General features: G+C 66.9%; 28 protein-coding genes. 22 read left to right on the forward strand and 6 right to left on the reverse strand.

The genetic code is table 11. The annotated features are described in order from the left end of the window. The first annotated feature begins 88 nt into the window (after positions 1-88). The 7 genes from mftA to mftG all read left to right on the forward strand — a co-directional run bounded on the left by mftA (position 89) and on the right by mftG (position 6,565). On the forward strand, positions 89-184 hold the full coding sequence (gene mftA / locus AT701_RS34090) for a mycofactocin precursor MftA (protein WP_029104568.1): 96 nt from the start codon (positions 89-91) through the stop codon (positions 182-184). Positions 185-186: 2 nt separating this feature from the next. Then, on the forward strand, positions 187-495 hold the full coding sequence (mftB, locus tag AT701_RS07390) for a mycofactocin biosynthesis chaperone MftB (protein WP_003892808.1): 309 nt from the start codon (positions 187-189) through the stop codon (positions 493-495). Then, a complete protein-coding gene (gene mftC, locus AT701_RS07395) occupies positions 492-1,670 on the forward strand; it encodes a mycofactocin radical SAM maturase (RefSeq protein WP_011727659.1) in 1,179 nt (392 codons plus the stop codon). Before mftB ends, mftC begins: the two co-directional genes overlap by 4 nt. A gap of 2 nt (positions 1,671-1,672) precedes the next feature. After that, entirely contained in the window at positions 1,673-2,866 is a 1,194-nt protein-coding gene (mftD, locus tag AT701_RS07400) for a pre-mycofactocin synthase MftD (RefSeq protein WP_058125557.1), read from the forward strand. Positions 2,867-2,987: 121 nt separating this feature from the next. Beyond that, complete coding sequence (mftE, locus tag AT701_RS07405; RefSeq protein WP_058125558.1) at positions 2,988-3,731, forward strand: mycofactocin biosynthesis peptidyl-dipeptidase MftE; 744 nt, start codon at positions 2,988-2,990, stop codon at positions 3,729-3,731. Then, on the forward strand, positions 3,728-5,140 hold the full coding sequence (gene mftF / locus AT701_RS07410; RefSeq protein ID WP_058125559.1) for a mycofactocin biosynthesis glycosyltransferase MftF: 1,413 nt from the start codon (positions 3,728-3,730) through the stop codon (positions 5,138-5,140). Before mftE ends, mftF begins: the two co-directional genes overlap by 4 nt. Positions 5,141-5,149: 9 nt before the next feature. Continuing rightward, positions 5,150-6,565: a mycofactocin dehydrogenase MftG gene (mftG, locus tag AT701_RS07415; RefSeq protein ID WP_058125560.1), complete on the forward strand. Its 1,416-nt coding sequence runs from the start codon at positions 5,150-5,152 to the stop codon at positions 6,563-6,565. Here the strand turns inward: mftG and AT701_RS07420 are convergent. After that, positions 6,552-8,126: an MFS transporter gene (locus AT701_RS07420; RefSeq protein ID WP_058125561.1), complete on the reverse strand. Its 1,575-nt coding sequence runs from the start codon at positions 8,124-8,126 to the stop codon at positions 6,552-6,554. The genes mftG and AT701_RS07420 overlap by 14 nt on opposite strands. An 88-nt stretch (positions 8,127-8,214) precedes the next feature. On the opposite strand from AT701_RS07420, the gene AT701_RS07425 reads away from it, so the two are divergent. Further along, complete coding sequence (locus tag AT701_RS07425) at positions 8,215-8,850, forward strand: TetR/AcrR family transcriptional regulator (RefSeq protein ID WP_003892815.1); 636 nt, start codon at positions 8,215-8,217, stop codon at positions 8,848-8,850. On the opposite strand, the gene AT701_RS07430 is transcribed toward AT701_RS07425, so the two are convergent. Together AT701_RS07430 and AT701_RS07435 are read right to left on the reverse strand one after the other, a co-directional pair. Next, a complete protein-coding gene (locus AT701_RS07430; protein WP_003892816.1) occupies positions 8,816-10,066 on the reverse strand; it encodes a cytochrome P450 in 1,251 nt (416 codons plus the stop codon). The genes AT701_RS07425 and AT701_RS07430 overlap by 35 nt on opposite strands. 103 nt (positions 10,067-10,169) lie before the next feature. After that, positions 10,170-11,420 carry a cytochrome P450 gene (locus tag AT701_RS07435; protein WP_014877073.1) on the reverse strand — a complete coding sequence of 417 codons (1,251 nt, stop codon included), beginning with the start codon at positions 11,418-11,420 and terminating at the stop codon, positions 10,170-10,172. A 140-nt stretch (positions 11,421-11,560) separates the two neighbouring features. Here AT701_RS07435 and AT701_RS07440 point away from each other — a divergent pair, with 140 nt between their 5' ends. Together AT701_RS07440 and AT701_RS07445 are read left to right on the forward strand one after the other, a co-directional pair. After that, entirely contained in the window at positions 11,561-13,147 is a 1,587-nt protein-coding gene (locus tag AT701_RS07440) for a carboxylesterase/lipase family protein (RefSeq protein ID WP_058125562.1), read from the forward strand. Position 13,148: 1 nt separating this feature from the next. Beyond that, complete coding sequence (locus tag AT701_RS07445; protein WP_058125563.1) at positions 13,149-13,514, forward strand: nuclear transport factor 2 family protein; 366 nt, start codon at positions 13,149-13,151, stop codon at positions 13,512-13,514. Here AT701_RS07445 and AT701_RS34095 read toward each other — a convergent pair. Next, the gene (locus tag AT701_RS34095; RefSeq protein ID WP_081319414.1) at positions 13,450-13,983 is read right to left on the reverse strand and encodes a hotdog fold domain-containing protein; all 534 of its coding nucleotides are present in this window, start codon (positions 13,981-13,983) and stop codon (positions 13,450-13,452) included. The genes AT701_RS07445 and AT701_RS34095 overlap by 65 nt on opposite strands. Positions 13,984-14,398: 415 nt before the next feature. Here AT701_RS34095 and rpsJ point away from each other — a divergent pair, with 415 nt between their 5' ends. From rpsJ to AT701_RS07510, 12 genes are all read left to right on the forward strand, one after another. Further along, entirely contained in the window at positions 14,399-14,704 is a 306-nt protein-coding gene (rpsJ, locus tag AT701_RS07455; protein WP_003883485.1) for a 30S ribosomal protein S10, read from the forward strand. Between the two features lie 14 nt (positions 14,705-14,718). Further along, entirely contained in the window at positions 14,719-15,372 is a 654-nt protein-coding gene (gene rplC, locus AT701_RS07460) for a 50S ribosomal protein L3 (protein ID WP_003892823.1), read from the forward strand. Further along, on the forward strand, positions 15,372-16,019 hold the full coding sequence (gene rplD, locus AT701_RS07465) for a 50S ribosomal protein L4 (RefSeq protein WP_011727671.1): 648 nt from the start codon (positions 15,372-15,374) through the stop codon (positions 16,017-16,019). The genes rplC and rplD overlap by 1 nt, the downstream gene beginning before the upstream one ends. Beyond that, entirely contained in the window at positions 16,019-16,321 is a 303-nt protein-coding gene (gene rplW / locus AT701_RS07470) for a 50S ribosomal protein L23 (protein ID WP_003892825.1), read from the forward strand. The genes rplD and rplW overlap by 1 nt, the downstream gene beginning before the upstream one ends. A 24-nt stretch (positions 16,322-16,345) precedes the next feature. Then, on the forward strand, positions 16,346-17,182 hold the full coding sequence (gene rplB / locus AT701_RS07475) for a 50S ribosomal protein L2 (RefSeq protein WP_011727672.1): 837 nt from the start codon (positions 16,346-16,348) through the stop codon (positions 17,180-17,182). Between the two features lie 21 nt (positions 17,183-17,203). Next, positions 17,204-17,485, forward strand: coding sequence for a 30S ribosomal protein S19 (rpsS, locus tag AT701_RS07480; protein WP_003892827.1), 282 nt, complete (start codon positions 17,204-17,206; stop codon positions 17,483-17,485). Further along, entirely contained in the window at positions 17,482-17,943 is a 462-nt protein-coding gene (gene rplV / locus AT701_RS07485; RefSeq protein WP_011727673.1) for a 50S ribosomal protein L22, read from the forward strand. The genes rpsS and rplV overlap by 4 nt, the downstream gene beginning before the upstream one ends. Further along, complete coding sequence (gene rpsC / locus AT701_RS07490; protein ID WP_003892829.1) at positions 17,943-18,770, forward strand: 30S ribosomal protein S3; 828 nt, start codon at positions 17,943-17,945, stop codon at positions 18,768-18,770. The genes rplV and rpsC overlap by 1 nt, the downstream gene beginning before the upstream one ends. Before the next feature lie 2 nt (positions 18,771-18,772). Continuing rightward, positions 18,773-19,189 carry a 50S ribosomal protein L16 gene (rplP, locus tag AT701_RS07495; protein ID WP_003892830.1) on the forward strand — a complete coding sequence of 139 codons (417 nt, stop codon included), beginning with the start codon at positions 18,773-18,775 and terminating at the stop codon, positions 19,187-19,189. Beyond that, complete coding sequence (gene rpmC, locus AT701_RS07500) at positions 19,189-19,422, forward strand: 50S ribosomal protein L29 (RefSeq protein ID WP_003892831.1); 234 nt, start codon at positions 19,189-19,191, stop codon at positions 19,420-19,422. Before rplP ends, rpmC begins: the two co-directional genes overlap by 1 nt. Beyond that, positions 19,422-19,718, forward strand: coding sequence for a 30S ribosomal protein S17 (rpsQ, locus tag AT701_RS07505; protein ID WP_011727674.1), 297 nt, complete (start codon positions 19,422-19,424; stop codon positions 19,716-19,718). Before rpmC ends, rpsQ begins: the two co-directional genes overlap by 1 nt. Positions 19,719-19,821: 103 nt before the next feature. Next, positions 19,822-20,343: an NUDIX hydrolase gene (locus AT701_RS07510; RefSeq protein WP_003892833.1), complete on the forward strand. Its 522-nt coding sequence runs from the start codon at positions 19,822-19,824 to the stop codon at positions 20,341-20,343. An 18-nt stretch (positions 20,344-20,361) separates the two neighbouring features. Here the strand turns inward: AT701_RS07510 and AT701_RS07515 are convergent, their stop codons facing one another. Both AT701_RS07515 and AT701_RS07520 read right to left on the reverse strand, forming a co-directional pair. Further along, positions 20,362-20,763 (reverse strand): MerR family transcriptional regulator, encoded by a 402-nt coding sequence (locus AT701_RS07515; RefSeq protein WP_058125564.1) that lies wholly within the window; start codon positions 20,761-20,763, stop codon positions 20,362-20,364. Further along, positions 20,763-22,262, reverse strand: coding sequence for a SulP family inorganic anion transporter (locus AT701_RS07520; protein WP_058125565.1), 1,500 nt, complete (start codon positions 22,260-22,262; stop codon positions 20,763-20,765). The genes AT701_RS07515 and AT701_RS07520 overlap by 1 nt, the downstream gene beginning before the upstream one ends. Positions 22,263-22,327: the final 65 nt, after the last annotated feature.

Raw genomic sequence — 22,327 nt, forward strand, 5'->3', positions numbered from 1 at the left:
ACCCCCTCTTCCATTCTGGCACTCGATGCCATATATTTGCGATCTCGATCACAACTGTCGAGACCATACGCGACGAAAGGGAGTCCACATGGAACCGAATCAGCACGTCGAGGCCGAGACCGAACTCGTCACCGAGACTCTCGTGGAAGAGGTCTCGATCGACGGTATGTGCGGGGTCTACTGACCGTGTCCACTCAGGTCGCCGAACAGATCACCTTCGACCCGGATGTGAGCTGGCGTCTGCACCATCAGGTCGCGGTTCGGCCGGAGCCGTTCGGCGCCCTGCTGTACCACTTCGGGACGCGCAAGCTGTCGTTCCTGAAGAACCGAACGGTCGTCGAGGTGGTCAACTCGCTGGCTGACCACCCCGACGCCCGGTCGGCGCTGTGCGCCGCGGGGGTCGCCGACGATCAGCAAGCGCCCTATCTGCACGCACTTGGCGTGCTCGTGCAGTCGAACATGCTCGTACCCGGGAATCCCGAAGGATCGCAATGACTTCAGTTCAGCCCGTGCCCCGGTTGGTCGAACAGTTCGAGCGCGGACTCGACGCGCCGATCTGCCTCACCTGGGAGCTCACCTACGCGTGCAACCTCGCGTGTGTCCACTGCCTGTCCTCGTCGGGCAAGCGCGACCCGCGGGAGTTGTCGACGCAGCAGTGCAAGGACATCATCGACGAGCTCGAACGCATGCAGGTGTTCTACGTGAACATCGGCGGCGGCGAGCCCACCGTGCGCTCGGACTTCTGGGAGCTGGTCGACTACGCCACCGCACACCACGTCGGAGTCAAGTTCTCCACCAACGGCGTTCGGATCACGCCCGAGGTCGCCGCGAAGCTCGCGGCCAGTGACTACGTCGACGTCCAGATCTCGCTGGACGGCGCCAACGCCGAGGTGAACGACGCCGTGCGCGGCAAGGGCTCGTTCGACATGGCCGTGCGCGCGCTGGAGAACCTGAGCAACGCAGGCTTCACCGACGCCAAGATCTCGGTGGTCGTCACGCGGCAGAACGTCGACCAGCTCGACGAATTCGCCGCGCTGGCAGCACGTTACGGCGCCACACTGCGCATCACGCGGCTGCGGCCGTCCGGTCGGGGCGCCGATGTGTGGGACGATCTGCATCCCACCGCCGAACAGCAGCGCCAGCTGTACGACTGGCTCGTGGCCAAGGGTGACCGTGTGCTCACCGGCGACTCGTTCTTCCACCTGTCCGGGCTCGGCGCACCGGGTGCGCTCGCGGGTCTGAACCTGTGCGGCGCAGGCCGCGTGGTGTGCCTGATCGACCCGGTCGGCGACGTCTACGCCTGCCCGTTCGCGATCCACGACAAGTTCCTGGCCGGAAACATCCTGTCCGACGGTGGTTTCCAGAACGTCTGGCAGCACTCCGAGCTGTTCCGCGAACTGCGCGAACCGCAGTCGGCCGGTGCCTGCGCAAGCTGCGGGCACTTCGACGCCTGCCGCGGTGGCTGCATGGCCGCCAAGTTCTTCACGGGGCTGCCGCTCGACGGCCCCGACCCCGAATGCGTCGAGGGCTGGGGCGCCCCGGCACTGGAGAAGGAACGCGTCAAACCCAAGCCCAGCGGTGACCACTCGCGGGGCACCAAACAAGGGCCGGTGGCGTTGAAGCTGCTGACCAAACCCCCGGCCCGGTTCTGCAACGAAAGTCCGGTGTGAACATGGCACGAGACATCTGGTTCGAGACCGTTGCGATCGCCCAGCAAAGGGCCCGCAAGCGGCTTCCGAAATCCGTCTATTCCTCGCTCATCTCCGCGAGCGAGAAGGGCGTGACGGTCACCGACAACGTCGAGTCGTTCGCCGAGCTCGGTTTCGCACCGCACGTGGTGGGTGCGCCCGAGAAGCGCGACATGGCCACCACCGTGATGGGCCAACAGATTTCGTTGCCGGTCATCATCTCGCCGACGGGCGTGCAGGCCGTGCACCCCGACGGCGAGGTCGCGGTTGCTCGGGCCGCCGCCGCGCGCGGTACCGCTATGGGTCTGTCCTCGTTTGCCAGCAAGCCGATCGAAGAGGTCGTCGCGGTCAACGACAAGATCTTCTTCCAGATCTACTGGCTGGGTGACCGTGACGCGATCCTCGCTCGTGCCGAGCGCGCGAAGGCAGCGGGTGCCGTCGGTCTGATCGTCACGACCGACTGGAGCTTCAGTCACGGCCGTGACTGGGGGAGTCCCAAGATCCCCGAGAAGATGGATCTGAAGACGATGGTCACGATGATGCCCGAGGCGCTGACCAAGCCGCGCTGGCTGTGGCAGTGGGGCAAGACCATGCGTCCGCCGAACCTTCGGGTGCCCAACCAGGGGGCGCGCGGCGAGGACGGCCCGCCGTTCTTTCAGGCCTACGGCGAGTGGATGGGCACGCCCCCGCCGACGTGGGAGGACATCGCCTGGCTGCGCGAGCAGTGGGACGGGCCGTTCATGCTCAAGGGCGTCATCCGCGTCGACGACGCCAAACGTGCTGTTGACGCGGGCGTTTCGGCGATCTCGGTGTCCAATCACGGTGGCAACAACCTGGACGGCACACCCGCGGCCATTCGCGCCCTGCCGGTGATCGCCGAAGCGGTCGGCGACCAGGTCGAGGTATTGCTCGACGGTGGCATCCGCCGCGGCAGCGATGTCGTCAAGGCTGTCGCGCTGGGTGCGCGTGCGGTGATGATCGGACGCGCCTACCTGTGGGGTCTGGCCGCCGAGGGGCAGGCCGGGGTCGAGAATGTGCTCGACATCCTGCGCGGAGGTATCGACTCGGCGCTGATGGGCCTGGGGCGTTCGTCGATCCACGATCTGGTTCCCGAGGACATCCTCGTGCCGGAGGGCTTCACCCGCGCGCTGGGTGTACCGCCCGCATCCGGTTCGTGAGGTCCTCCCGCGGGGCGTGACAGGGGTGGCAGAAGGGGCGCACGGGATGCGCCCCCTCTTGCGCACGGAAACTGACGGGAAATCGAACACTGCGTATGCGCGAACATCTGGCGCACGCCAGGTGAATTCGGCTTACCATCGGCACGTGGCTTCTCCCAGCGGGCTCGGGAACTCGACGACGAGGCAGCTACACAGCACGGTGCCGATGTTGCTTGTCCCGGTTGGTTCCACCGAACAGCATGGTCCGCACCTGCCGCTGGACACCGACACCAGGATCGCGGCAGCTGTGGCCGGCACCGTGGTCGAGCAGTTCGGTGCGCCCGCCGACCGCGCGGCGGTGGTGGCCCCTCCGGTGGCCTACGGCGCCAGCGGCGAGCACGAGGGATTTCCCGGAACCGTCTCGATCGGGACCGCCGCGCTGGAGCTTTTGCTGGTCGAATACGGGAGGTCGGCGTCGAAGTGGGCGTCTCGTATCGTCTTCGTCAACGGTCACGGCGGTAACGTCGAGGCCCTCGCCGCGGCCGTCGCGCTGCTGCGCTACGAGGGACGCGACACGGGCTGGGTACCGTGCAGCGTGCCCGACGCCGACGCGCACGCGGGCCAAACCGAAACGTCCGTACTGCTACATATTTCACCCGATGATGTATTGACCGATGAGCTCGTGTGCGGTAATACGGCCCCGTTGGGGGAGCTGATGCCACGCATGCGCAGCGGCGGTGTCGCGGCCGTCAGCGAACTCGGGATTCTGGGTGACCCGACGACCGCGACAGCCACCGAAGGGGAGCGTATCTTTGCTGAGATGGTCAACGGCTGCGCCGACCGGATCAAGCGGTGGCAGCCCGACCGGAACGGATTGCTGACATGACCGGACCGAGACTGCCCGACGGTTTTGCCGTGCAGGTGGATCGCCGAGTCAAGGTGCTCGGGGAGGGCGCGGCGTTGCTGGGCGGCTCACCGACCCGCCTGCTGCGGTTGGCGCCGACGGCCCAGAACATGCTCAGCGGGGGGCGCCTGGAGGTTCACGACGCGGTGTCCGCGCAACTCGCGCGAACCCTGCTCGACGCGACCGTCGCCCATCCGCGGCCCGCCAGCGGGCCGTCCCATCTGGACGTCACAGTGGTTGTCCCCGTACGGGACAACGCATCCGGCCTGCACCGCCTGATGGCGGCACTGCGCGGGCTGCGAGTGATCGTGGTCGACGACGGCTCGGCGATCCCGGTGCAACCGTCCGACTTCTCCGGCATGCACTGCGACGTGCAGGTACTGAGGCACACCCGCAGCAACGGCCCCGCGGCCGCGCGTAACACCGGCCTCGCGGCGTGCGAGACGGATTTCGTGGCGTTCCTCGATTCCGACGTCGTGCCCAAACGCGGTTGGCTCGAAGCGCTGCTCGGGCATTTCTGCGATCCGGCCGTGGCGCTGGTGGCGCCCCGCATCGTGGGTCTGCACAACGCCGACAACATCGTGGCCCGGTACGAGTCCGTCCGGTCCTCGCTGGACCTCGGGGTGCGCGAGGCGCCCGTGGTGCCGCACGGCACGGTGTCGTACGTGCCGAGCGCGGCGATCATCTGCAGGCGGTCGGCGCTCGTGGAAGTGGGCGGGTTCGACGAGACCATGCACTCGGGGGAGGATGTCGACCTGTGCTGGCGCCTCGTCGAGTCAGGCGCCCGTCTGCGCTACGAACCGATCGCCCTGGTGGCGCACGATCACCGCACCAACCTGCGAGCGTGGTTCCACCGCAAGGCATTCTACGGAACATCCGCCGCTCCTCTGACGGTGCGCCACCCTGGTAAGACCTCGCCGCTGGTGATCTCGGGTTGGACACTGATGGTGTGGCTGATGCTCGGGGTGGGCTCGTTCTTCGGCTACCTCGCTTCGCTCGCGGCGGCGGTGTTCGCGGGTACCCGCATCGCGCGGGCACTCAGCGTCGTCGAAACCGAACCCAAGGAGGTCGCGGTGGTCGCCGCCCACGGCCTGTGGTCGTCGGCGTTGCAGTTGTGTTCGGCGATCTGTCGTCACTACTGGCCCATCGCGATGATCGCGGCGATGCTGTTCCGCCGGGCGCGGCACGCGGTGCTGGTGGCCGCGGTGGTGGACGGTGTGGTCGACTGGGTGACGCGACGCGGCAACGCCGACGACGACACCAAACCGGTCGGACTGCTCACCCACATCGTGCTCAAGCGACTGGACGACATCGCCTACGGCACCGGTTTGTGGACCGGCGTGGTGCGCGAGCGTCACCTCGGCGCGCTCAAGCCCCAGGTGCGGAGTTAGCCGCCGACTTTGAGTGACGTATTGATCGTCGGCGCGGGCAGCGCCGGATCGGTTTTGGCCGAACGCCTTTCGGTGGACCCGAGCTGTCAGGTCACGGTGGTCGAGGCCGGTCCGGCACCGTCGGATCCGCGGGTGGCCGCGCAGATCACCGACGGCGTGCGGCTACCCATCGGCGCCGCGAGCTCGGTGGTGCGGCACTATGCGTCGACGCTGACCGAGGATCCGCCGCGGCGCACCGAGATCATCCGCGGTTCGGTGGTCGGCGGCTCCGGAGCGGTCAACGGTGGCTATTTCTGTCGCGGCCTGCCCACCGACTTCACCGCGTGGGCGGTTCCCGGATGGAGCTGGGACGATGTGCTGCCCCATTTCCGTGCGATCGAGACCGACCTCGACTTCGCCACCGCGCTGCACGGCTCCGAAGGTCCGATCAAGGTGCGCCGGGTCCGCGAATTCGACGGCTGCACCGCGGCATTCGTCGACGCCGTATCCGCCGCGGGGTATGGCTGGATCGACGATCTCAACGGGTCGGATGCCGACGCGGCGTTGCCACCCGGCGTTGGCGCGGTGCCGCTGAACATCGACGGCGGAACCCGTCTCGGACCCGGAGGCGCCTACCTGCAGCCCGCACTCGACCGGCCCAATCTGCATCTGCGCGCCGACACCCGGGTGCGTCGCGTGCTGGTCGAGCATGATGCCGCGGTGGGTGTGGAATGCGTCGACGGTGCGATCCTGTACGCAGATCGAATCGTGTTGTCCGCCGGGGCCATCGGCTCGGCACATCTGTTGCTGCTCTCAGGCATCGGGCCGGTGGGCGACTTGGCGGCCCACGGGATCGCGGTGGCGGCGAACCTACCTGTGGGGACGGCGACAGTCGACCACCCGGAGTGGGTGCTGCCGGTGGCCTGGACCCCCACACATGACCTGCCGCCGCTGGAAGCCGTGCTCACCACGGCCGACGGCATCGAGATCCGGCCCTACACCGCGGGTTTCTCGGCGCTGGTGCACGGGCCCGAACACGACCCGGCCGAACTCCCACATCTCGGTGTCGCGCTCATGCGTCCGCATTCACGGGGCAGGGTGCGTCTCGCGTCGGCGGATCCGGCCGTGCCCCCGATCATCGAACACCGTTACGACACGGTCGCAGGGGATGTCGACGCGCTGCGCGCGGGCGCCGAACTTGCCCGCGAATTGGTAAGTCACGCAGTCAAAGTGGGGGAGGCCTCCTGGTCGACTTCGCAGCACCTCGCGGGGACCGCGCCGCTGAGTGCCGACGGGCAAGGCGTGCTGGACCCGACGTGCCGGGTACTCGGTGTCGAGCGGTTGTGGGTGGTCGACGGCTCGATCATGCCCGCCATCACCAGCCGCGGGCCGCACGCGACGATCGCGATGATCGGCCACCGCGCCGCCGAGTTCATCGCGACCTGAGCCGGCGGATCACCCGCAGCTGTTGCCCGTCGCGCCCGGGTCCCCAGATCCCGGTCAGCACCGCGGCCACCGCGACAACCGAACCCAGGATGATCACGGCCGAACCGGTCGCGTCCACGAACGCCTGCCGGGCCGTCTGGGCCAGTTCGGCACCCTGCGGTCCCATGTGCTCAGCCGCCGTGAGCGCCTCGGCGAGTGAATTGAGCGCGGGTCCGCGTACGGCCTCGGGCATCGCGCCGAGTGCGGGCGAGAGATGCCTCTCGTACTGCGCTGCGAGCACGGAACCGGCCACCGCGATGCCGAGCGCCGCGCCGATCTCGCGCGTGGTGTCGTTGACCGCGGACGCGACACCCTGTTTCTCGTCAGGTGCCGCGCCCATGATGGCAGACGTCACCGGTGCTGTGGACAGCCCGACACCGATGCTCATGATGAACAGTGGCCAGGCGAAATCGAAGTAGGTGGAACCTGTTTCGAGTGTGCACATGCACCACAACCCCACCGCGGTGACCAGCAGGCCGAGGAATGCCGTGAGGCGCAGGCCGAGCAGCGGCAGGTACAGGTGCGTGGTGGCGCCGAACGCCAAGATGGGTACGACCAAGGGGCACAAGGCGATAGCCGTCGCAATCGGGCTGTAACCCATGATCAGCTGGATGTACTGCATGCTCACGAAGAAGAACCCGAAGGTCGCGAAGAACAGGAACGTCACCCCCGCCGAGCCCGTCGCGAAATTCGGGTCGCGGAACAGGCGGACATCGAGCAGCGGGTGGGTGCGCCGCAACTGCACGGCGGTGAACGCCGCGGCCAGCGCGACACCGCCCGCCATCGCGCCCCACACCGACGGATGCGTCCACCCGCGCACCGGAGCCTCGACAACACCGAACACGAACGCGGCCACCGCGGTACCGATGAGCGCGGCGCCGAGCCAGTCCAGCGGTGCGGCCGAGTCGTCGCGTGAGGAGGGCACCGTGCAGGTCACGATGAACAACCCGACCGAGGCGATCGTGAAGGTGACGAAGATCGACTGCCACGTCCAGAAGTGCAGCAGACCGCCCGTCACCAGGAAACCCACGATGGCGCCGGATCCGACCACGCCGGCCCAGACGCCAACGGCCTTGTTGCGCTCCGATTTCGGGAACGTCGCGGTGAGCAACGACAGCGTCGCGGGCATGATGAACGCCGCACCCGCCCCGGCCACCGCGCGGGCAACGATCAGCTGAACGGGACTGTCGAAGATCAGGGGTGCGGCCGATGCCAGGCTGAAAATTGCGAGCCCGATCAGCAGCGCACCGCGGCGACCGTACCGGTCGCCGACCGCTCCCGCAGGCAGCAGCAGGCACGCGAGCACCAGCGTGTATCCGTCGATCACCCACGTCAGCTGTGCCTGTGTCGCCGAGGTCTGGGTCGCGATGTCGGGGAGCGCGGCGTTGAGCGCGACCATCGAGGAGATCACGAGCGAGACGTCCAGGCACGCGACGATCAGCAGCCAGTAACGCTGGCGAACCGAGAGCTCGGCCATGCGCGAGTCGATATTCTGGCCGGGCTCGACGAGGGCGTCAGTCATGAGAGCTTCCTTCGTCAGGTGGAGTTTTGAGACTAACAGTCTCGTAGCGAGACGGTAAGTCTTGTTTTGTCGATGGAGGTGAGGCACCATGACGCCCGGAAGCAACGATCCGCGTCCGGCGCGCTCGCGGGCGCGACTGCTGGAGGCGGCCACGGCGCTGTTGCGCTCCGGTGGGCCGAGCGCGGTCACCGTCGACGCGGTGACCCGCGCGGCCAACGTCGCCAGGGCGACGCTCTACCGCCACTTCCCGAGCGGAAACGACTTGCTGGCGGCGGCATTCCGCCAGCTGATACCCGCCGCGCCGACACCACCACAGGAGGGCACGCTGCGGGACCGGCTCATCGCGCTGGTGTCGGCGCAGGCCGAACTCATCGCCGAGGCCCCCGTCACCGTGACCGCGATGTCGTGGCTGGCATTGGGTGCCGACATGGAGCATCTGCCGTTGAGCGCGAGTCCGGAGGTGCTGTCACTGCGCGAGCGGGTGGCCGAGCAGTACGCCGCGCCGTTCGAGGCGATCTTCACCAGCCCGGAGGCCCGCGCGGAGTTGGGACACGTGGACCGCGCGCAGGCCGCCGCGTTGCTGCTGGGGCCCATCGTGCTGGGCAAGCTCAGCACGCTGCCCGAGTTCGACTACGCGGCGTGTGTGCGATCGGCGGTGGACGGCTTCCTGGCCACCCACCGCCGCACGGTCAGCGAACCGAATAGCGAATCGGCAGGTGCTTGAGCCCGCCGACGAACGTCGTCGCGGAAAGCTCTGGTTCACCGGCCAATTCGATCGAATCCAGGCGCGGCAGCAATTCGCTGAACAAACTGTTCATCTCCATGCGGGCCAGGGCCGCGCCCAGGCAGAAGTGCACGCCGTACCCGAACGCGAGGTGCTTGTTGGGATCACGGCCGACGTCGAAGCGGAACGGGTCGGTGAAAACCTCTTCGTCGCGGTTGCCGGAAACGTATGCCAGGTAGACGGATTCGCCCTTGGCGATCGGCACACCGCGCACCTCGGTGTCCTCGGCGGCCGTGCGCATGAACTCCTTGACCGGTGTGGACCACCGGATCATCTCCTCGACCGCGGTGCCCATGAGGCCCGGATCGGCCTTGAGTCGCGCGAGTTCACCCGGGTTCTCGATCAGGGCGTGCAGACCGCCCGAGATCGCGTCCTTGGTGGTGTCGTGGCCCGCGCTCGCGACTATGACGTAGTAGGACAACGTGTCCATGTCCGACATCAGTTCACCATCGACGCGACCGTTGGCGATGGCCGACGCCAGGTCATCGGTCGGGTTCTCACGTCGCGAATTGGTCAGGGCCGAGAAGTAATTGAAGAAGTCGGTGAGTACCGCCATCTGTTCTTCGACCGTGGTCCCGCGCTTGTACTCGTCGTCGTCGCCGCCGAACATCTCCTGGGTCAGCATGTGCATGCGCCCGAAATCCTCCTCGGGCAGGCCGAGCAGCGACAGGATCACGTACAGCGGGAAGTTCACCGCGATGTCGGTGACGAAGTCGCACTCCGGGCCGATCTCGCGCATCTTGTCGACGTAGATCCTGGCCAGTTCGTCCACGCGAACCTTCAACTCGCGCATGGCCTTCGGGCGGAACCAGTCGGCGCCGATGGCGCGCACCTTCCGATGGTGCGGGTCGTCCATGTGGATCAGCGTGCGCAGCCCGATGCCCATCTCCTGCTGCGACCGGCCCAGGTCGTCGGCCTCAGCGGTCGCCAGAAGCGGCCGGGGAGCCGACAGCCACAGATCGTTGGCGCGTTCGATCGCCATGATGTCGGCGTGCTTGGTGATCGCCCAGAACGGGCGATACGGCGCCTGGTCCACCCACGCCACCGGGTTCTCGGCCCGCAGCCGGGCCAAGGCCTCGTGCAGCCTTGCGTCGTCGGCATAAGCGGTCGGGTCGGCCAACGCCTTGGCGGCGTCATCCATGGTCGGCGTGCTCATTCGGCTCCTCACACAACACTGCGCTTGACGGGTGTCAAGCGCAGTGTATGTGATCGGGCTTACGGTTCTCTGAGATTTGAGACCCGGGCCACGCGCAACGGTGTCAGCGCACCGAGTACCGGATCGGCAGGTGCTTGAGGCCGCCGACGAACGTCGTCGCCATGAACTCCGGGTCGCCGGCCAGTTCGATGGACTCCAGCCGGGGGATGAGCTCGGTGAAGAAGCTGTTGATCTCCATCCTGGCGAGTGCCGCGCCCAGGCAGAAGTGCACGCCGTAGCCGAATGACAGGTGCTTGTTGGGGTCGCGGCCCACGTCGAATTTGTCCGCGTTCTCGAAGATTTCCTCGTCACGGTTGGCCGAGACGTACGACAGCAGGACCGACTCGCCCTCCTTGATCGGCACGCCGCGCACCTCGGTGTCGCGCGTGGCGGTGCGCATGAACTCCTTGACCGGGGCGGACCAACGGATGATCTCCTCGGTCGCCAGCGGCATAAGGCTCATGTCGGCCTTGAGACGCGCGAGCTGATCCTGATTCTCGGTCAGGGCCAGCAGGCCGCCGGAGATGGCCGCGCTGGTGGTGTCGTGTCCGGCGCTGGCGACGATCACGTAGTAGGACAGGCAGTCGACGTCGTTGAGGTACTCGCCGTTGAGCTTGGCGTTGGCGATCGCCGATGCCAGATCCTCGGTCGGGTTGGCGCGGCGATCGGCGGTGAGCTCGGTGAAGTAGTTGAAGAAGTCCAGGATGACCGCGTTGAGCTCCTCGGCGCTGCTGCCGCGGCCCATCTCGTCGTCGTCGTTGCCGAACAGCTCCTGGGTGAGCTTGAGCATCCGGTCGAAATCCGATTCGGGCAGGCCGAGCAGCGACAGGATCACGTACAGCGGATAGTTGACCGCGACCTCCTGGACGAAGTCGCACTCCGGACCCTTCTCCACCAGCTTGTCGACGTAGATCTTGGCGAGCTCGTCCACGCGTTCCTTCAGCGCCCGCATCGCCTTCGGGCGGAACCAGTCGGCGCCGATCTTGCGGATGTCGCGGTGCAGCGGGTCGTCCATGTGGATCAGGGTGCGGATGCCGCCGCCCGCGGCGAGGTTGGCCTTGGCCAGATCGTCCTTCTCCTTGGTGATCAGCATGGGCCGCGGGGCGTTGATGAACAGCTCGTTGTCGCGCTCGATCGCCATCACGTCGGCGTGCTTGGTGATTGCCCAGAAGGGGTAGTAGCCGGGCACGTCGACGTAGGCAACGGGGGTCTGCGAGCGCAGCTCGGCGAGCGCGGCATGCAGCCGCGGTTCGTCGGCATACGCTCTCGGCTCGGCCAGCACTCGGGCAGCGTCGTTGATAACCGGGGTGCTCATATCTGGAACCTCACTCGGGCTGAACTTGACGGGTGTCAAGAACACTGTATGTGATCGGGCTTACATATGCGTAAGCAAGCTCCGGCCGCGCCGTCACGCGATCACCCGTGAGCCGTGCCCCGGCCCAGTAGGCTCAGCGCATGCGGCGGGCCCGGCAGGTGAGCGCGCTGCTGTTCGGGCTTGTCATCGTGCTGAACGCAGCCGTGGTCGGGTGCCGCGCCGCCGAGGCGCCGGTGGCGACCGACCCGGTCGTCGTGCACACGGCATCGGGAACCGTCCGCGGCCTGGTCGCCGAGGGGCATCGGCTGTTCGCGGGCATCCCATACGCGGCGCCCCCGGTCGGGTCGCTGCGCTTCGCCGCGCCCGAACCCGCCGCGAGCTGGCCCGGCGAACGCGACGCGACCCGGCCGGGGCCGCGTTGTGTCCAGGACCCCGACGCCGATCTGGAGCACGGCGACAACTCCGGCGAAGACTGCCTGACGCTCAATGTGTGGACCCCTCCGGTGGGCAAGGACCTGCGACCGGTCATGGTGTGGATCCACGGCGGTGGATTCGTCAACGGCAGCAGCGACGTCTACGACGCCTCCCGGCTCGCGGCGCGCGGTGACATCGTCGTCGTCACCGTCAACTACCGGCTCGGCACCCTCGGGTTCCTTGCCCACCCGGCGCTCGGGCCGGCTGGCGAGGTCGGCAACTACGGCATCGCCGACCAGCAGGCGGCGCTGCGGTGGGTGCGCGACAACATCGCCGCGTTCGGCGGCGACCCGCAGCGGGTCACGCTCGCGGGCGAGTCGGCGGGCGGGACATCGGTGTGCGACCACCTGGTCGCGCCGGGATCGGCGGGGTTGTTCGACGCGGTGGTCCTGATGAGTGCGCCGTGTCAGGTTCAGGCCGATCTGCCCACCGCCGAGCAGCGCAGCGTCGCCTACGCGGCCGAGGCCGGCTGTCCCGACCCGGCGAGCGCGGGCGACTGCCTGCGCGCGCTTCCTGTGGATCGACTGCGAAAACCGGTGTGGTACTTCAACATCGGCAGCGACCAGATGACGACACCGGTCACCGGGACCGCGATGCTGCCACGCGCGCCGCTGGGGTCGCTCGGTGAAGCGCCCGATGTGCCGGTGCTGATCGGCACCACCCGCGACGAGTTCACGCTGTTCGTCGCGTTGCGCTACCTGCGCCAGGACCAGCGGTTCACACCCGAGGAATACCCCGAACTGCTGCGGCAGACGTTCGGCGCCGACGCCGACGCGGTCGGCGCCCACTATCCACTGGAGCGCTACGGCGGTGCGGCGCAAGCATATTCGGCCGCAGTCACCGACAGCGCATTCTCGTGCGTCGCCGAGCAGATGGCCGATGAGCTACCCGGCACGGTGTACGCCTACGAGTTCGCCGACCGCGACGCGCCCGCGCCCGAGGTCATGCGGACCCTGCCGTTCCCGGTCGGCGCGAGCCACTCCCTGGAACTGCGGTATCTCTTCGACGTCGGCGGCGCCCCGCCGCTCAACCCCCGACAACAGGCGTTGGCAGATCAGATGATTGGATACTGGAGCCAGTTCGTGCGCACCGGCGATCCAGCGGCCGAGGACCAACCCGAGTGGCCGGCCTACTCGGCCTCTGAATCGTCTGGTCGACAGTGGATGTCATTGCGGCCCGACGGCAGCCGGATGGCAAGCGATTTCGGAGAGGAACATCAATGCCCGTTCTGGGTGGGGCTGAAGGAGAAGTGACGTGACGGCGCCGATCGGGACGCCGGATCCGCAGCGGTTCGCCGAAGCGTGGGTCGCGGCGTGGAACGCCCACGACGTCGAGGCCGTCCTCGCGCACTTTCACGACGACGTGCTGTTCAGCTCACCGGTGGCCACGCGCGTGCTGCCCGACAGCGGTGGCGTGGTACGCGGCAAGGACGCGCTGAGGTCGTACTGGACCACGGCCCTGGCCGGCATGCCCGACCTGCATTTCGAGGTCGTCGACGTCTACCGCGGCGTGAACACGCTGGTGATCCAGTACCGCAACCAGCGCGGTGGCCTGGTCAACGAGGTGCTGATCTTCGACGGCCACCTGGTGCGCGAGGGGCACGGAACGTATCTGGTGTAGCCGGGGTCACCCACGTCGTGATGTCGGCGTGCACCACCTCGACCCCACGGCGGTCGGTGACGCTGACCGGTACGACGACGTCGGCGCCTTCGGTGATCGAGGTGAAGTCAGGCGGGGTGAGGCGGGCCGTCGCACGCAACGACGTCGTGGCCTTCGCCAGATAGGAGACCGTCATGCCCTTGGGGATCCAGCGGTGGGTGCTCGGCACGGTCGCCTCCATGAGCATGCCCATCGCCATCTCGGCCGCATTGCACGACGCGATCGCGTGCACGGTGTGCAGGTGGTTGTGGACGAGGAACCACTTGGGCACCGTGACCTCGGCACGGCCTGGTTCCATGTGGACCACGTGCGGCACGATCGACGCGAAATAGGGCACGCGCGCCACGGCCGCCGCGGAGAACAGGCGCGTCCCCAGCGGTATGCCCGCCAACCGCTGCCAGGCGCGGTAAGTGCTGGTGGAAAGTGTCACGGACGGAAATCTTCGTCGAGCGTGGGGGCTGTGTACGCTCGATGGGGATTTTGCGTGCACAAGGCCCACGCTCGGCCCCGGTCGGGGCATATCGGGGGGATTTGGAGCACGCGCGGATCTAAGGCATACTGTTCGGGTTGCCTTGCGCCGGGTACGCACCTGGCCGGGCATCCGACCCGCGTCCCCACGGACGCATCCGGTCCACCTTCGATCGTGACGAATTTTCGGCCCGATCGGAAAAGTGAGAGGGCGACACGCCCGACCGCGGGGACCGGTGAACCACAGACAGGTAAACAGCGGCGGCAAGCCTCGGCGCGTATGTGTGCCGGGCACCAGGCCCGACGGGTGGCAGTGAGTTCTCACTGCGCCTGATAAGGCCGGCCGATGTACGAAGTAGGAGCGAGGTAGGAGAAGCGTGGCGGGACAGAAGATCCGCATCAGGCTCAAGGCCTACGACCATGAGGCCATTGATGCCTCTGCGCGCAAGATCGTCGAAACGGTCACCCGTACCGGCGCCAGTGTGGTGGGCCCTGTGCCGCTGCCGACCGAGAAGAACGTGTACTGCGTCATTCGGTCTCCGCACAAGTACAAGGACTCGCGGGAGCACTTCGAGATGCGCACGCACAAGCGGTTGATCGACATTCTCGACCCGACGCCCAAGACCGTTGACGCTCTCATGCGCATCGATCTGCCGGCAAGCGTCGACGTCAACATCCAGTAGGAGACCCAGAACAAATGGCTAGAAAAGGCATTTTGGGCACCAAGCTGGGCATGACGCAGGTGTTCGACGAGAACAACAAAGTCGTCCCGGTGACCGTCGTCAAGGCCGGTCCGAACGTGGTGACCCGTATCCGTACCACCGAGCGTGACGGCTACAGCGCCGTGCAGCTCGCCTACGGCGAGATCAGCCCCCGCAAGGTGATCAAGCCCGTCGCGGGCCAGTTCGCCGCCGCGGGTGTGAACCCGCGCCGCCACGTCGCCGAGCTGCGTCTCGACGACGAGGCCGCTGTCGCCGAGTACGAGGTCGGCCAGGAACTGACCGCTGAGATCTTCAGCGACGGTGCCTACGTCGACGTGACCGGCACCAGCAAGGGCAAGGGCTTCGCCGGCACCATGAAGCGCCACGGCTTCCGTGGCCAGGGCGCCGCGCACGGTGCCCAGGCCGTGCACCGCCGTCCCGGCTCCATCGGTGGCTGCGCCACCCCCGGCCGCGTGTTCAAGGGCACCCGCATGTCGGGCCGCATGGGCAACGACCGCGTGACGACCCAGAACCTGAAGGTGCACAAGGTCGACGCCGAGAACGGCGTGCTGTTGATCAAGGGCGCCATCCCCGGACGCAACGGTGGTCTGGTGGTTGTCCGCAGCGCAATCAAGCGAGGCGAGAAGTAATGACACTCAAAGTTGACGTGAAGACGCCGGCCGGCAAGACGGACGGTTCTGTCGAGCTGCCTGCCGAGCTGTTCGACGTCGAGCCCAACATCGCGCTGATGCACCAGGTGGTCACCGCGCAGTTGGCCGCGAAGCGTCAGGGCACGCACTCGACCAAGACCCGCGGCGAGGTCTCCGGCGGCGGCAAGAAGCCGTACCGCCAGAAGGGCACCGGCCGTGCGCGTCAGGGTTCGACCCGTGCACCGCAGTTCACCGGCGGTGGCACCGTCCACGGCCCCAAGCCGCGCGACTACAGCCAGCGGACCCCGAAGAAGATGATCGCCGCCGCCCTGCGCGGTGCGCTGAGCGACCGGGCCCGCAACGACCGGATCCACGCGGTCACCGAACTCGTCGAGGGTCAGACCCCGTCGACCAAGAGCGCCAAGACGTTCCTGGGGACGCTGACGGAAAACAAGAAGGTGCTCGTCGTCATCGGTCGCACCGATGAGGTCGGCGCCAAGAGCGTGCGCAATTTGCCTGGCGTGCATGTGATCTCGCCCGATCAGCTGAACACCTACGACGTGCTCAACGCCGACGACGTGGTGTTCTCGGTCGAGGCGCTGAACGCCTACATCAGCGCGAACAGCAAAGAAGGAGCGTCGGTCTGATGGCAACAATTACAGACCCCCGCGACATCATCCTGGCCCCGGTCATCTCGGAGAAGTCGTACGGGCTGATCGAGGACAACGTGTACACGTTCGTGGTGCACCCGGATTCGAACAAGACGCAGATCAAGATCGCGATCGAGAAGATCTTCGACGTCAAGGTCGATTCGGTGAACACCGCCAACCGTCAGGGCAAGCGCAAGCGCACGCGCACCGGTTTCGGTAAGCGCAAGAGCACCAAGCGCGCCATCGTGAAGCTGGCCGCAGGCAGCAAGCCCATCGACCTGTTCGGAGCGCCGGCCTAGTCCGGCAGAGAGACCTAGAGAAACATGGGAATTCGCAAGTACAAGCCGACGACTCCGGGTCGTCGCGGTGCCAGCGTCTCCGATTTCGCCGAGATCACTCGCTCGACTCCGGAGAAGTCGCTGGTTCGCCCGCTGCACGGCAAGGGTGGTCGTAACGCCCACGGCCGCATCACCACTCGCCACAAGGGTGGTGGCCACAAGCGCGCCTACCGCGTGATCGACTTCCGTCGCCACGACAAGGACGGCGTCAACGCCAAGGTCGCGCACATCGAGTACGACCCGAACCGCACCGCGAACATCGCGCTGCTGCACTACCTGGACGGCGAGAAGCGCTACATCATCGCGCCGCAGGGCCTCAAGCAGGGCGACGTGATCGAGTCGGGCGCCAACGCCGACATCAAGCCCGGCAACAACCTGCCGCTGCGCAACATCCCCGCCGGTACCGTCATCCACGCTGTGGAACTGCGGCCCGGTGGCGGTGCGAAGCTGGCCCGCTCGGCCGGTGTCAGCATCCAGCTGCTGGGTAAGGAGGGCACCTACGCCGCGCTGCGTATGCCCTCGGGTGAGATCCGTCGCGTCGACGTGCGCTGCCGCGCCACCGTCGGCGAGGTCGGCAACGCCGAGCAGTCGAACATCAACTGGGGCAAGGCCGGCCGCATGCGGTGGAAGGGCAAGCGCCCCACCGTTCGTGGTGTCGTGATGAACCCGGTCGACCACCCGCACGGCGGTGGTGAGGGTAAGACCTCCGGTGGTCGTCACCCGGTGAGCCCGTGGGGCAAGCCCGAGGGCCGCACCCGCAAGCCCAACAAGCCGAGCGACAAGCTCATCGTCCGTCGCCGGCGCACCGGCAAGAAGCGCTAGGCCGCGGAAGGAGTAGCAGCGATGCCTCGTAGTCTCAAGAAAGGTCCGTTCGTCGACGACCATCTCCTGAAGAAGGTCGACGTTCAGAACGAGAAGAACACCAAGCAGGTCATCAAGACCTGGTCGCGTCGGTCGACCATCATCCCGGACTTCATCGGACACACCTTCGCGGTGCACGACGGCCGCAAGCACGTCCCGGTGTTCGTCACCGAGGCGATGGTCGGGCACAAGCTCGGCGAGTTCGCCCCGACGCGCACGTTCAAGGGTCACATCAAGGACGACCGGAAGAGCAAGCGTCGATGAGCACTGTCACTGAATTTCCATCCGCGACGGCGAAGGCACGCTACGTGCGTGTCTCGGCCACCAAGGCCCGCCGCGTCATCGACCTGGTCCGCGGCAAGAGCGTCGAGGAAGCCCTCGACATCCTGCGGTGGGCGCCGCAGGCCGCCAGCGAACCGGTCGCCAAGGTGATCGCGAGCGCTGCCGCCAACGCGCAGAACAACGAGGGGCTGGACCCGTCCACCCTGGTGGTCGCCACCGTCTACGCCGACGAGGGCCCGACCGCCAAGCGCATCCGTCCGCGTGCCCAGGGCCGTGCCTTCCGGATCCGCAAGCGCACCAGCCACATCACCGTGATCGTGGAGAGCCGTCCGCCCAAGCAGAAGGGCGCCTCCGCCGCCTCGGCGCGTAGCCGTCGTGCGCAGGGCAGCAAGGCTGCTGCGACGAAGAAGTCTGCCGAGACGAAGGAGGGCTCGGAGTAGTGGGCCAGAAGATCAATCCCCACGGTTTCCGCCTCGGCATCACGACCGAGTGGAAGTCCCGTTGGTACGCCGACAAGCAGTACAAGGATTACGTCAAGGAAGACGTCGCGATCCGCAAGCTGCTGGCCACCGGTCTGGAGCGGGCCGGCATCGCCGATGTGGAGATCGAAAGGACTCGCGACAGAGTTCGAGTTGATATCCACACCGCGCGTCCGGGCATCGTCATCGGTCGCCGTGGCACCGAGGCCGACCGCATCCGCGCCGACCTGGAGAAGCTGACCGGCAAGCAGGTTCAGCTCAACATCCTCGAGGTGAAGAACCCTGAGTCGCAGGCTCAGCTGGTCGCCCAGGGTGTCGCCGAGCAGCTGTCGAACCGTGTCGCGTTCCGTCGCGCCATGCGTAAGGCCATCCAGTCGGCCATGCGTCAGCCCAACGTGAAGGGCATCCGTGTGCAGTGCTCGGGCCGCCTCGGTGGCGCCGAGATGAGCCGCTCGGAGTTCTACCGCGAGGGCCGGGTTCCGCTGCACACGCTGCGGGCCGACATCGATTACGGCCTGTACGAGGCCAAGACGACCTTCGGCCGGATCGGCGTGAAGGTGTGGATCTACAAGGGCGACATCGTCGGTGGCAAGCGTGAGCTGGCCGCTGCCGCACCGGCTTCCGACCGGCCGCGTCGTGAGCGTCCGTCGGGCACCCGGCCGCGTCGTAGCGGTTCCGCGGGTACCACGGCGACGAGCACCGAGGCCGGCCGTGCAGCCACGTCAGATGCACCGGCCGCGGGTACCGCAGCTGCTGCCGAGGCGCCCGCCGAGAGCACGGAGAGCTAAACATGCTGATTCCCCGCAAGGTCAAGCACCGCAAGCAGCATCACCCCGAGCAGCGTGGCATCGCCAGCGGCGGCACGTCGGTGAGCTTCGGTGACTACGGCATCCAGGCACTGGAGCACGCCTACATCACCAACCGGCAGATCGAGTCCGCTCGTATCGCCATCAACCGGCACATCAAGCGTGGCGGCAAGGTGTGGATCAACATCTTCCCGGACCGCCCGCTCACCAAGAAGCCCGCCGAGACCCGTATGGGCTCCGGTAAGGGTTCGCCGGAGTGGTGGGTCGCCAACGTCAAGCCCGGACGCGTGCTGTTCGAGCTGAGCTACCCCGATGAGAAGACCGCCCGGGACGCACTGACCCGCGCGATCCACAAGTTGCCGATCAAGGCACGCATCGTGACCCGAGAGGAGCAGTTCTGATGGCAGTGGGAACTACGCCTGGTGAACTGCGCGAACTGACCGACGACGAGTTGAAGGACAAGCTGCGCGAGTCGAAGGAAGAGCTGTTCAACCTGCGCTTCCAGATGGCCACCGGTCAGCTGTCGAACAACCGTCGGCTGCGTACCGTGCGCCAGGAGATTGCACGGGTCTACACCGTGCTGCGTGAACGTGAATTGGGCCTGGCATCCGGGCCTGCTGGTGAGGAATCGTAATGGCAGATCAAAAAGGCCCTAAGTACACCCCGGCTGCCGAGAAGCCGCGCGGCCGTCGTAAGACCGCCATCGGCTACGTCGTCAGCGACAAGATGCAGAAGACCATCGTGGTCGAGCTGGAAGATCGTAAGAGCCACCCGCTCTACGGCAAGATCATCCGGACCACCAAGAAGGTCAAGGCCCACGACGAGAACGGTGAAGCCGGTATCGGCGACCGCGTCTCGCTGATGGAGACCCGTCCGCTGTCGGCCACCAAGCGGTGGCGCCTGGTCGAGATCCTGGAGAAGGCCAAGTAGGCCGACTCCGGTCCGATCAGCGACAAACACATACGCAGACCCCCACCCGCTCCGGCGGTGTCGGGGGTCTGTGTGTTTTGCGGCGTTCGCGCAGGAGGTGGGGATGGACGAAACCCGGGAAGAGACTGTGGCCGTGTACGACGCCGACGGCGATGTGGTTGGCGCAGCGCCACGTTCGCGTGTGTACGCCGAAGGGCTGTGGCACGCGAGCGCCGGTGTGCTGGTGCGTTCGACCGACGGCAACCGGATCTACGTGCACCGTCGCTCGGACACCAAGGCCGTGTTTGCCGGCATGCACGACTGCCTGGCCGGGGGAGTGCTCGACCCGGGGGAGGCACCGCTGCAGGCCGCCACGCGAGAACTGCACGAAGAACTGGGCATCACCGGGCTGATCCCGACGCCGCTGGCGTCGGCGTCGTGGGACGGTGAATGGGCGGGACGCCCCATGCGGTGTCACCTGTTCGCGTTCGGTGTCAGCTACGACGGGCCGATCCGGCACCAGGCTGAGGAGATCGTCGACGGGTGGTGGTGGACCGACGGCGAGCTCGCGCAGCGGCTCGCCGACCCGGATTGGCTGTTCGTTCCCGACACGCGCGTGCTGATCCCGAAACTGTTACGGCGCTGAGCATCTCGCCCTTCGAAGCTAGCCGCGCACCTTCGCGAGCTGTTCGGTGAGCTCACGCGCATACGCGAGGTGACGCGTGAGACGGTCACAGGCTTCCTGCGCGCGGGTATGGCAGTCGGAGACCACCTCGGCGGCCGTGGCACGTTCGGTCGCGGTGGCGGCCGGTTTGTCGAGGACGGCAAGGGCGTCGAGCAACCGGCCCATCTCGTCGAGTGTGAAACCCAGCGGTTTCATGCGCCGGATCGCCATGAGGCGCCGGACGTCGTCGGTGGTGTACAGGCGGAAGCCGCCGGCCGAACGCGCCGAGGGCACCACCAGACCCACCTCGTCGTAGTGACGGATCGTCTTGACGGACAGCTCGGTTCGCGCGGCGACCTCGCCGATCTGCAGGAGATCCTGATCGGTGCCGGGGACGGTCATCAGTGTGCGCCGGTGAGCTGACCGCTGAGCCGGGCATGGCGCTGCGCGCTGTTGTCGTTCATGCCGATGATGCGCACCGTCTTGCCTTTCGCGGCGTACTTGGTGGTGATGGCGTCGAGTGTCGCCACGGTCGAGGCGTCCCAGATGTGTGCCTGGCTCATGTCGATGACGATGTTGTCCGGATCGCCGACGTAGTCGAACTGGTAGACCAGATCATTGCTCGACGCGAAGAACAACTCGCCGCGCACGGCGTACACACGGGTGTCGGGGTCTGGCTGACCCACAGTCGTCACCTCGGTCAGGTGGGCGACCCGGCGCGCGAACAGCACCATGGCCGTCAGGGTGCCCACGGCCACGCCGTAGGCGAGGTTGCCGGTAGCGACGGTGACCGCGACGGTCGCGAGCATGACGGTGGTCTCGCTCTTGGGCATGCGCCGCAACGTCTTCGGATTGATGCTGTGCCAGTCGAAGGTGCCCACCGACACCATCACCATCACGGCCACCAGTGCCGCCATGGGAATCCGGCCGACGATGTCGCCCAGGCCCACCACGAGGCCGAGCAGAAACGTGCCCGCCAAGAACGTCGAGATGCGGGTGCGCGCCCCACATGCCTTGACGTTGATCATGGTCTGGCCGATCATCGCGCAGCCGCCCATGCCGCCGAAGAATCCGGTGACGATGTTCGCCGCGCCCTGACCGAGCGCCTCACGCGACTTGTTCGAGTGGGTGTCGGTGATGTCGTCGACGAGCTTGGCGGTCATCAGCGATTCCAGCAGGCCGACGACGGCCATCGTCAGCGCGTACGGCGCGATGATCTTGAGGGTGTCCAGGTTGAGCGGGACGTTCGGGATCAGCAGCGACGGCAGGCTCGACGGCAGCTTGCCCTCATCGGCGACGTCGGGAACCGACCAGCCGAATCCGATGGTGGCGGCGGTGAGCAGGACGATCGCGACCAGCGGGCCCGGCACGGCTGCGGTGAGTTTGGGCAGCGCCACGATGATCACCAGGGCCACCGCGACCATCGGGTACACCAGCCACGGCACTCCCAACAGATGCGGGATCTGCGCCAGGAAGATGAGGATCGCCAGTGCGTTGACGAACCCGACCATGACGCTGCGTGGGACGAACCGCATGAGGCGTGCGACGCCGAGTCCGCCGAGCACGAGTTGCAGCACACCGGCCAGGATGACCGTCGCGATGAGGTAATCGAGTCCGTGGCTGCGCACCAGCGGGGCCACCACGAGGGCCACGGCGCCTGTCGCCGCGGAGATCATGGCGGGCCGCCCACCGACGATCGCGATGGTGACCGCCATGGTGAACGACGCGAACAGACCCACCCGTGGATCGACACCCGCGATGATCGAGAACGAGATCGCTTCGGGGATCAGAGCCAAGGCCACCACCAGGCCGGCCAGCACCTCGGTGCGGAGCCGGCGCGGCGAGCGCAGCGCGGCCCATACCGACTGTTCTTCGCGCGGCGTGATCGTTGCAGAGGTCACCAAAACTCCGTTCGTACGAAAGGTATTGCCGCAACGAAGAATTGGCCGTATCAATGAGCGACGAT

It is taken from the genome of Mycolicibacterium smegmatis (assembly GCF_001457595.1).
GTDB classification, from domain to species: domain Bacteria; phylum Actinomycetota; class Actinomycetes; order Mycobacteriales; family Mycobacteriaceae; genus Mycobacterium; species Mycobacterium smegmatis.

Bases quoted from the DNA above. Each gene is read 5' to 3' on its own strand.
- mftA (WP_029104568.1), top strand. From the start codon at position 89: ATGGAACCGAATCAGCACGTCGAGGCCGAGACCGAACTCGTCACCGAG.
- mftC (WP_011727659.1), top strand. From the start codon at position 492: ATGACTTCAGTTCAGCCCGTGCCCCGGTTGGTCGAACAGTTCGAGCGC.
- mftD (WP_058125557.1), top strand. From the start codon at position 1,673: ATGGCACGAGACATCTGGTTCGAGACCGTTGCGATCGCCCAGCAAAGG.
- mftF (WP_058125559.1), top strand. From the start codon at position 3,728: ATGACCGGACCGAGACTGCCCGACGGTTTTGCCGTGCAGGTGGATCGC.
- AT701_RS07420 (WP_058125561.1), bottom strand. From the start codon at position 8,126: ATGACTGACGCCCTCGTCGAGCCCGGCCAGAATATCGACTCGCGCATG.
- AT701_RS07425 (WP_003892815.1), top strand. From the start codon at position 8,215: ATGACGCCCGGAAGCAACGATCCGCGTCCGGCGCGCTCGCGGGCGCGA.
- AT701_RS07430 (WP_003892816.1), bottom strand. From the start codon at position 10,066: ATGAGCACGCCGACCATGGATGACGCCGCCAAGGCGTTGGCCGACCCG.
- AT701_RS07435 (WP_014877073.1), bottom strand. From the start codon at position 11,420: ATGAGCACCCCGGTTATCAACGACGCTGCCCGAGTGCTGGCCGAGCCG.
- AT701_RS07440 (WP_058125562.1), top strand. From the start codon at position 11,561: ATGCGGCGGGCCCGGCAGGTGAGCGCGCTGCTGTTCGGGCTTGTCATC.
- rplC (WP_003892823.1), top strand. From the start codon at position 14,719: ATGGCTAGAAAAGGCATTTTGGGCACCAAGCTGGGCATGACGCAGGTG.
- rplD (WP_011727671.1), top strand. From the start codon at position 15,372: ATGACACTCAAAGTTGACGTGAAGACGCCGGCCGGCAAGACGGACGGT.
- rplW (WP_003892825.1), top strand. From the start codon at position 16,019: ATGGCAACAATTACAGACCCCCGCGACATCATCCTGGCCCCGGTCATC.
- rplB (WP_011727672.1), top strand. From the start codon at position 16,346: ATGGGAATTCGCAAGTACAAGCCGACGACTCCGGGTCGTCGCGGTGCC.
- rpsS (WP_003892827.1), top strand. From the start codon at position 17,204: ATGCCTCGTAGTCTCAAGAAAGGTCCGTTCGTCGACGACCATCTCCTG.
- rplV (WP_011727673.1), top strand. From the start codon at position 17,482: ATGAGCACTGTCACTGAATTTCCATCCGCGACGGCGAAGGCACGCTAC.
- rplP (WP_003892830.1), top strand. From the start codon at position 18,773: ATGCTGATTCCCCGCAAGGTCAAGCACCGCAAGCAGCATCACCCCGAG.
- rpmC (WP_003892831.1), top strand. From the start codon at position 19,189: ATGGCAGTGGGAACTACGCCTGGTGAACTGCGCGAACTGACCGACGAC.
- rpsQ (WP_011727674.1), top strand. From the start codon at position 19,422: ATGGCAGATCAAAAAGGCCCTAAGTACACCCCGGCTGCCGAGAAGCCG.
- AT701_RS07510 (WP_003892833.1), top strand. From the start codon at position 19,822: ATGGACGAAACCCGGGAAGAGACTGTGGCCGTGTACGACGCCGACGGC.
- AT701_RS07515 (WP_058125564.1), bottom strand. From the start codon at position 20,763: ATGACCGTCCCCGGCACCGATCAGGATCTCCTGCAGATCGGCGAGGTC.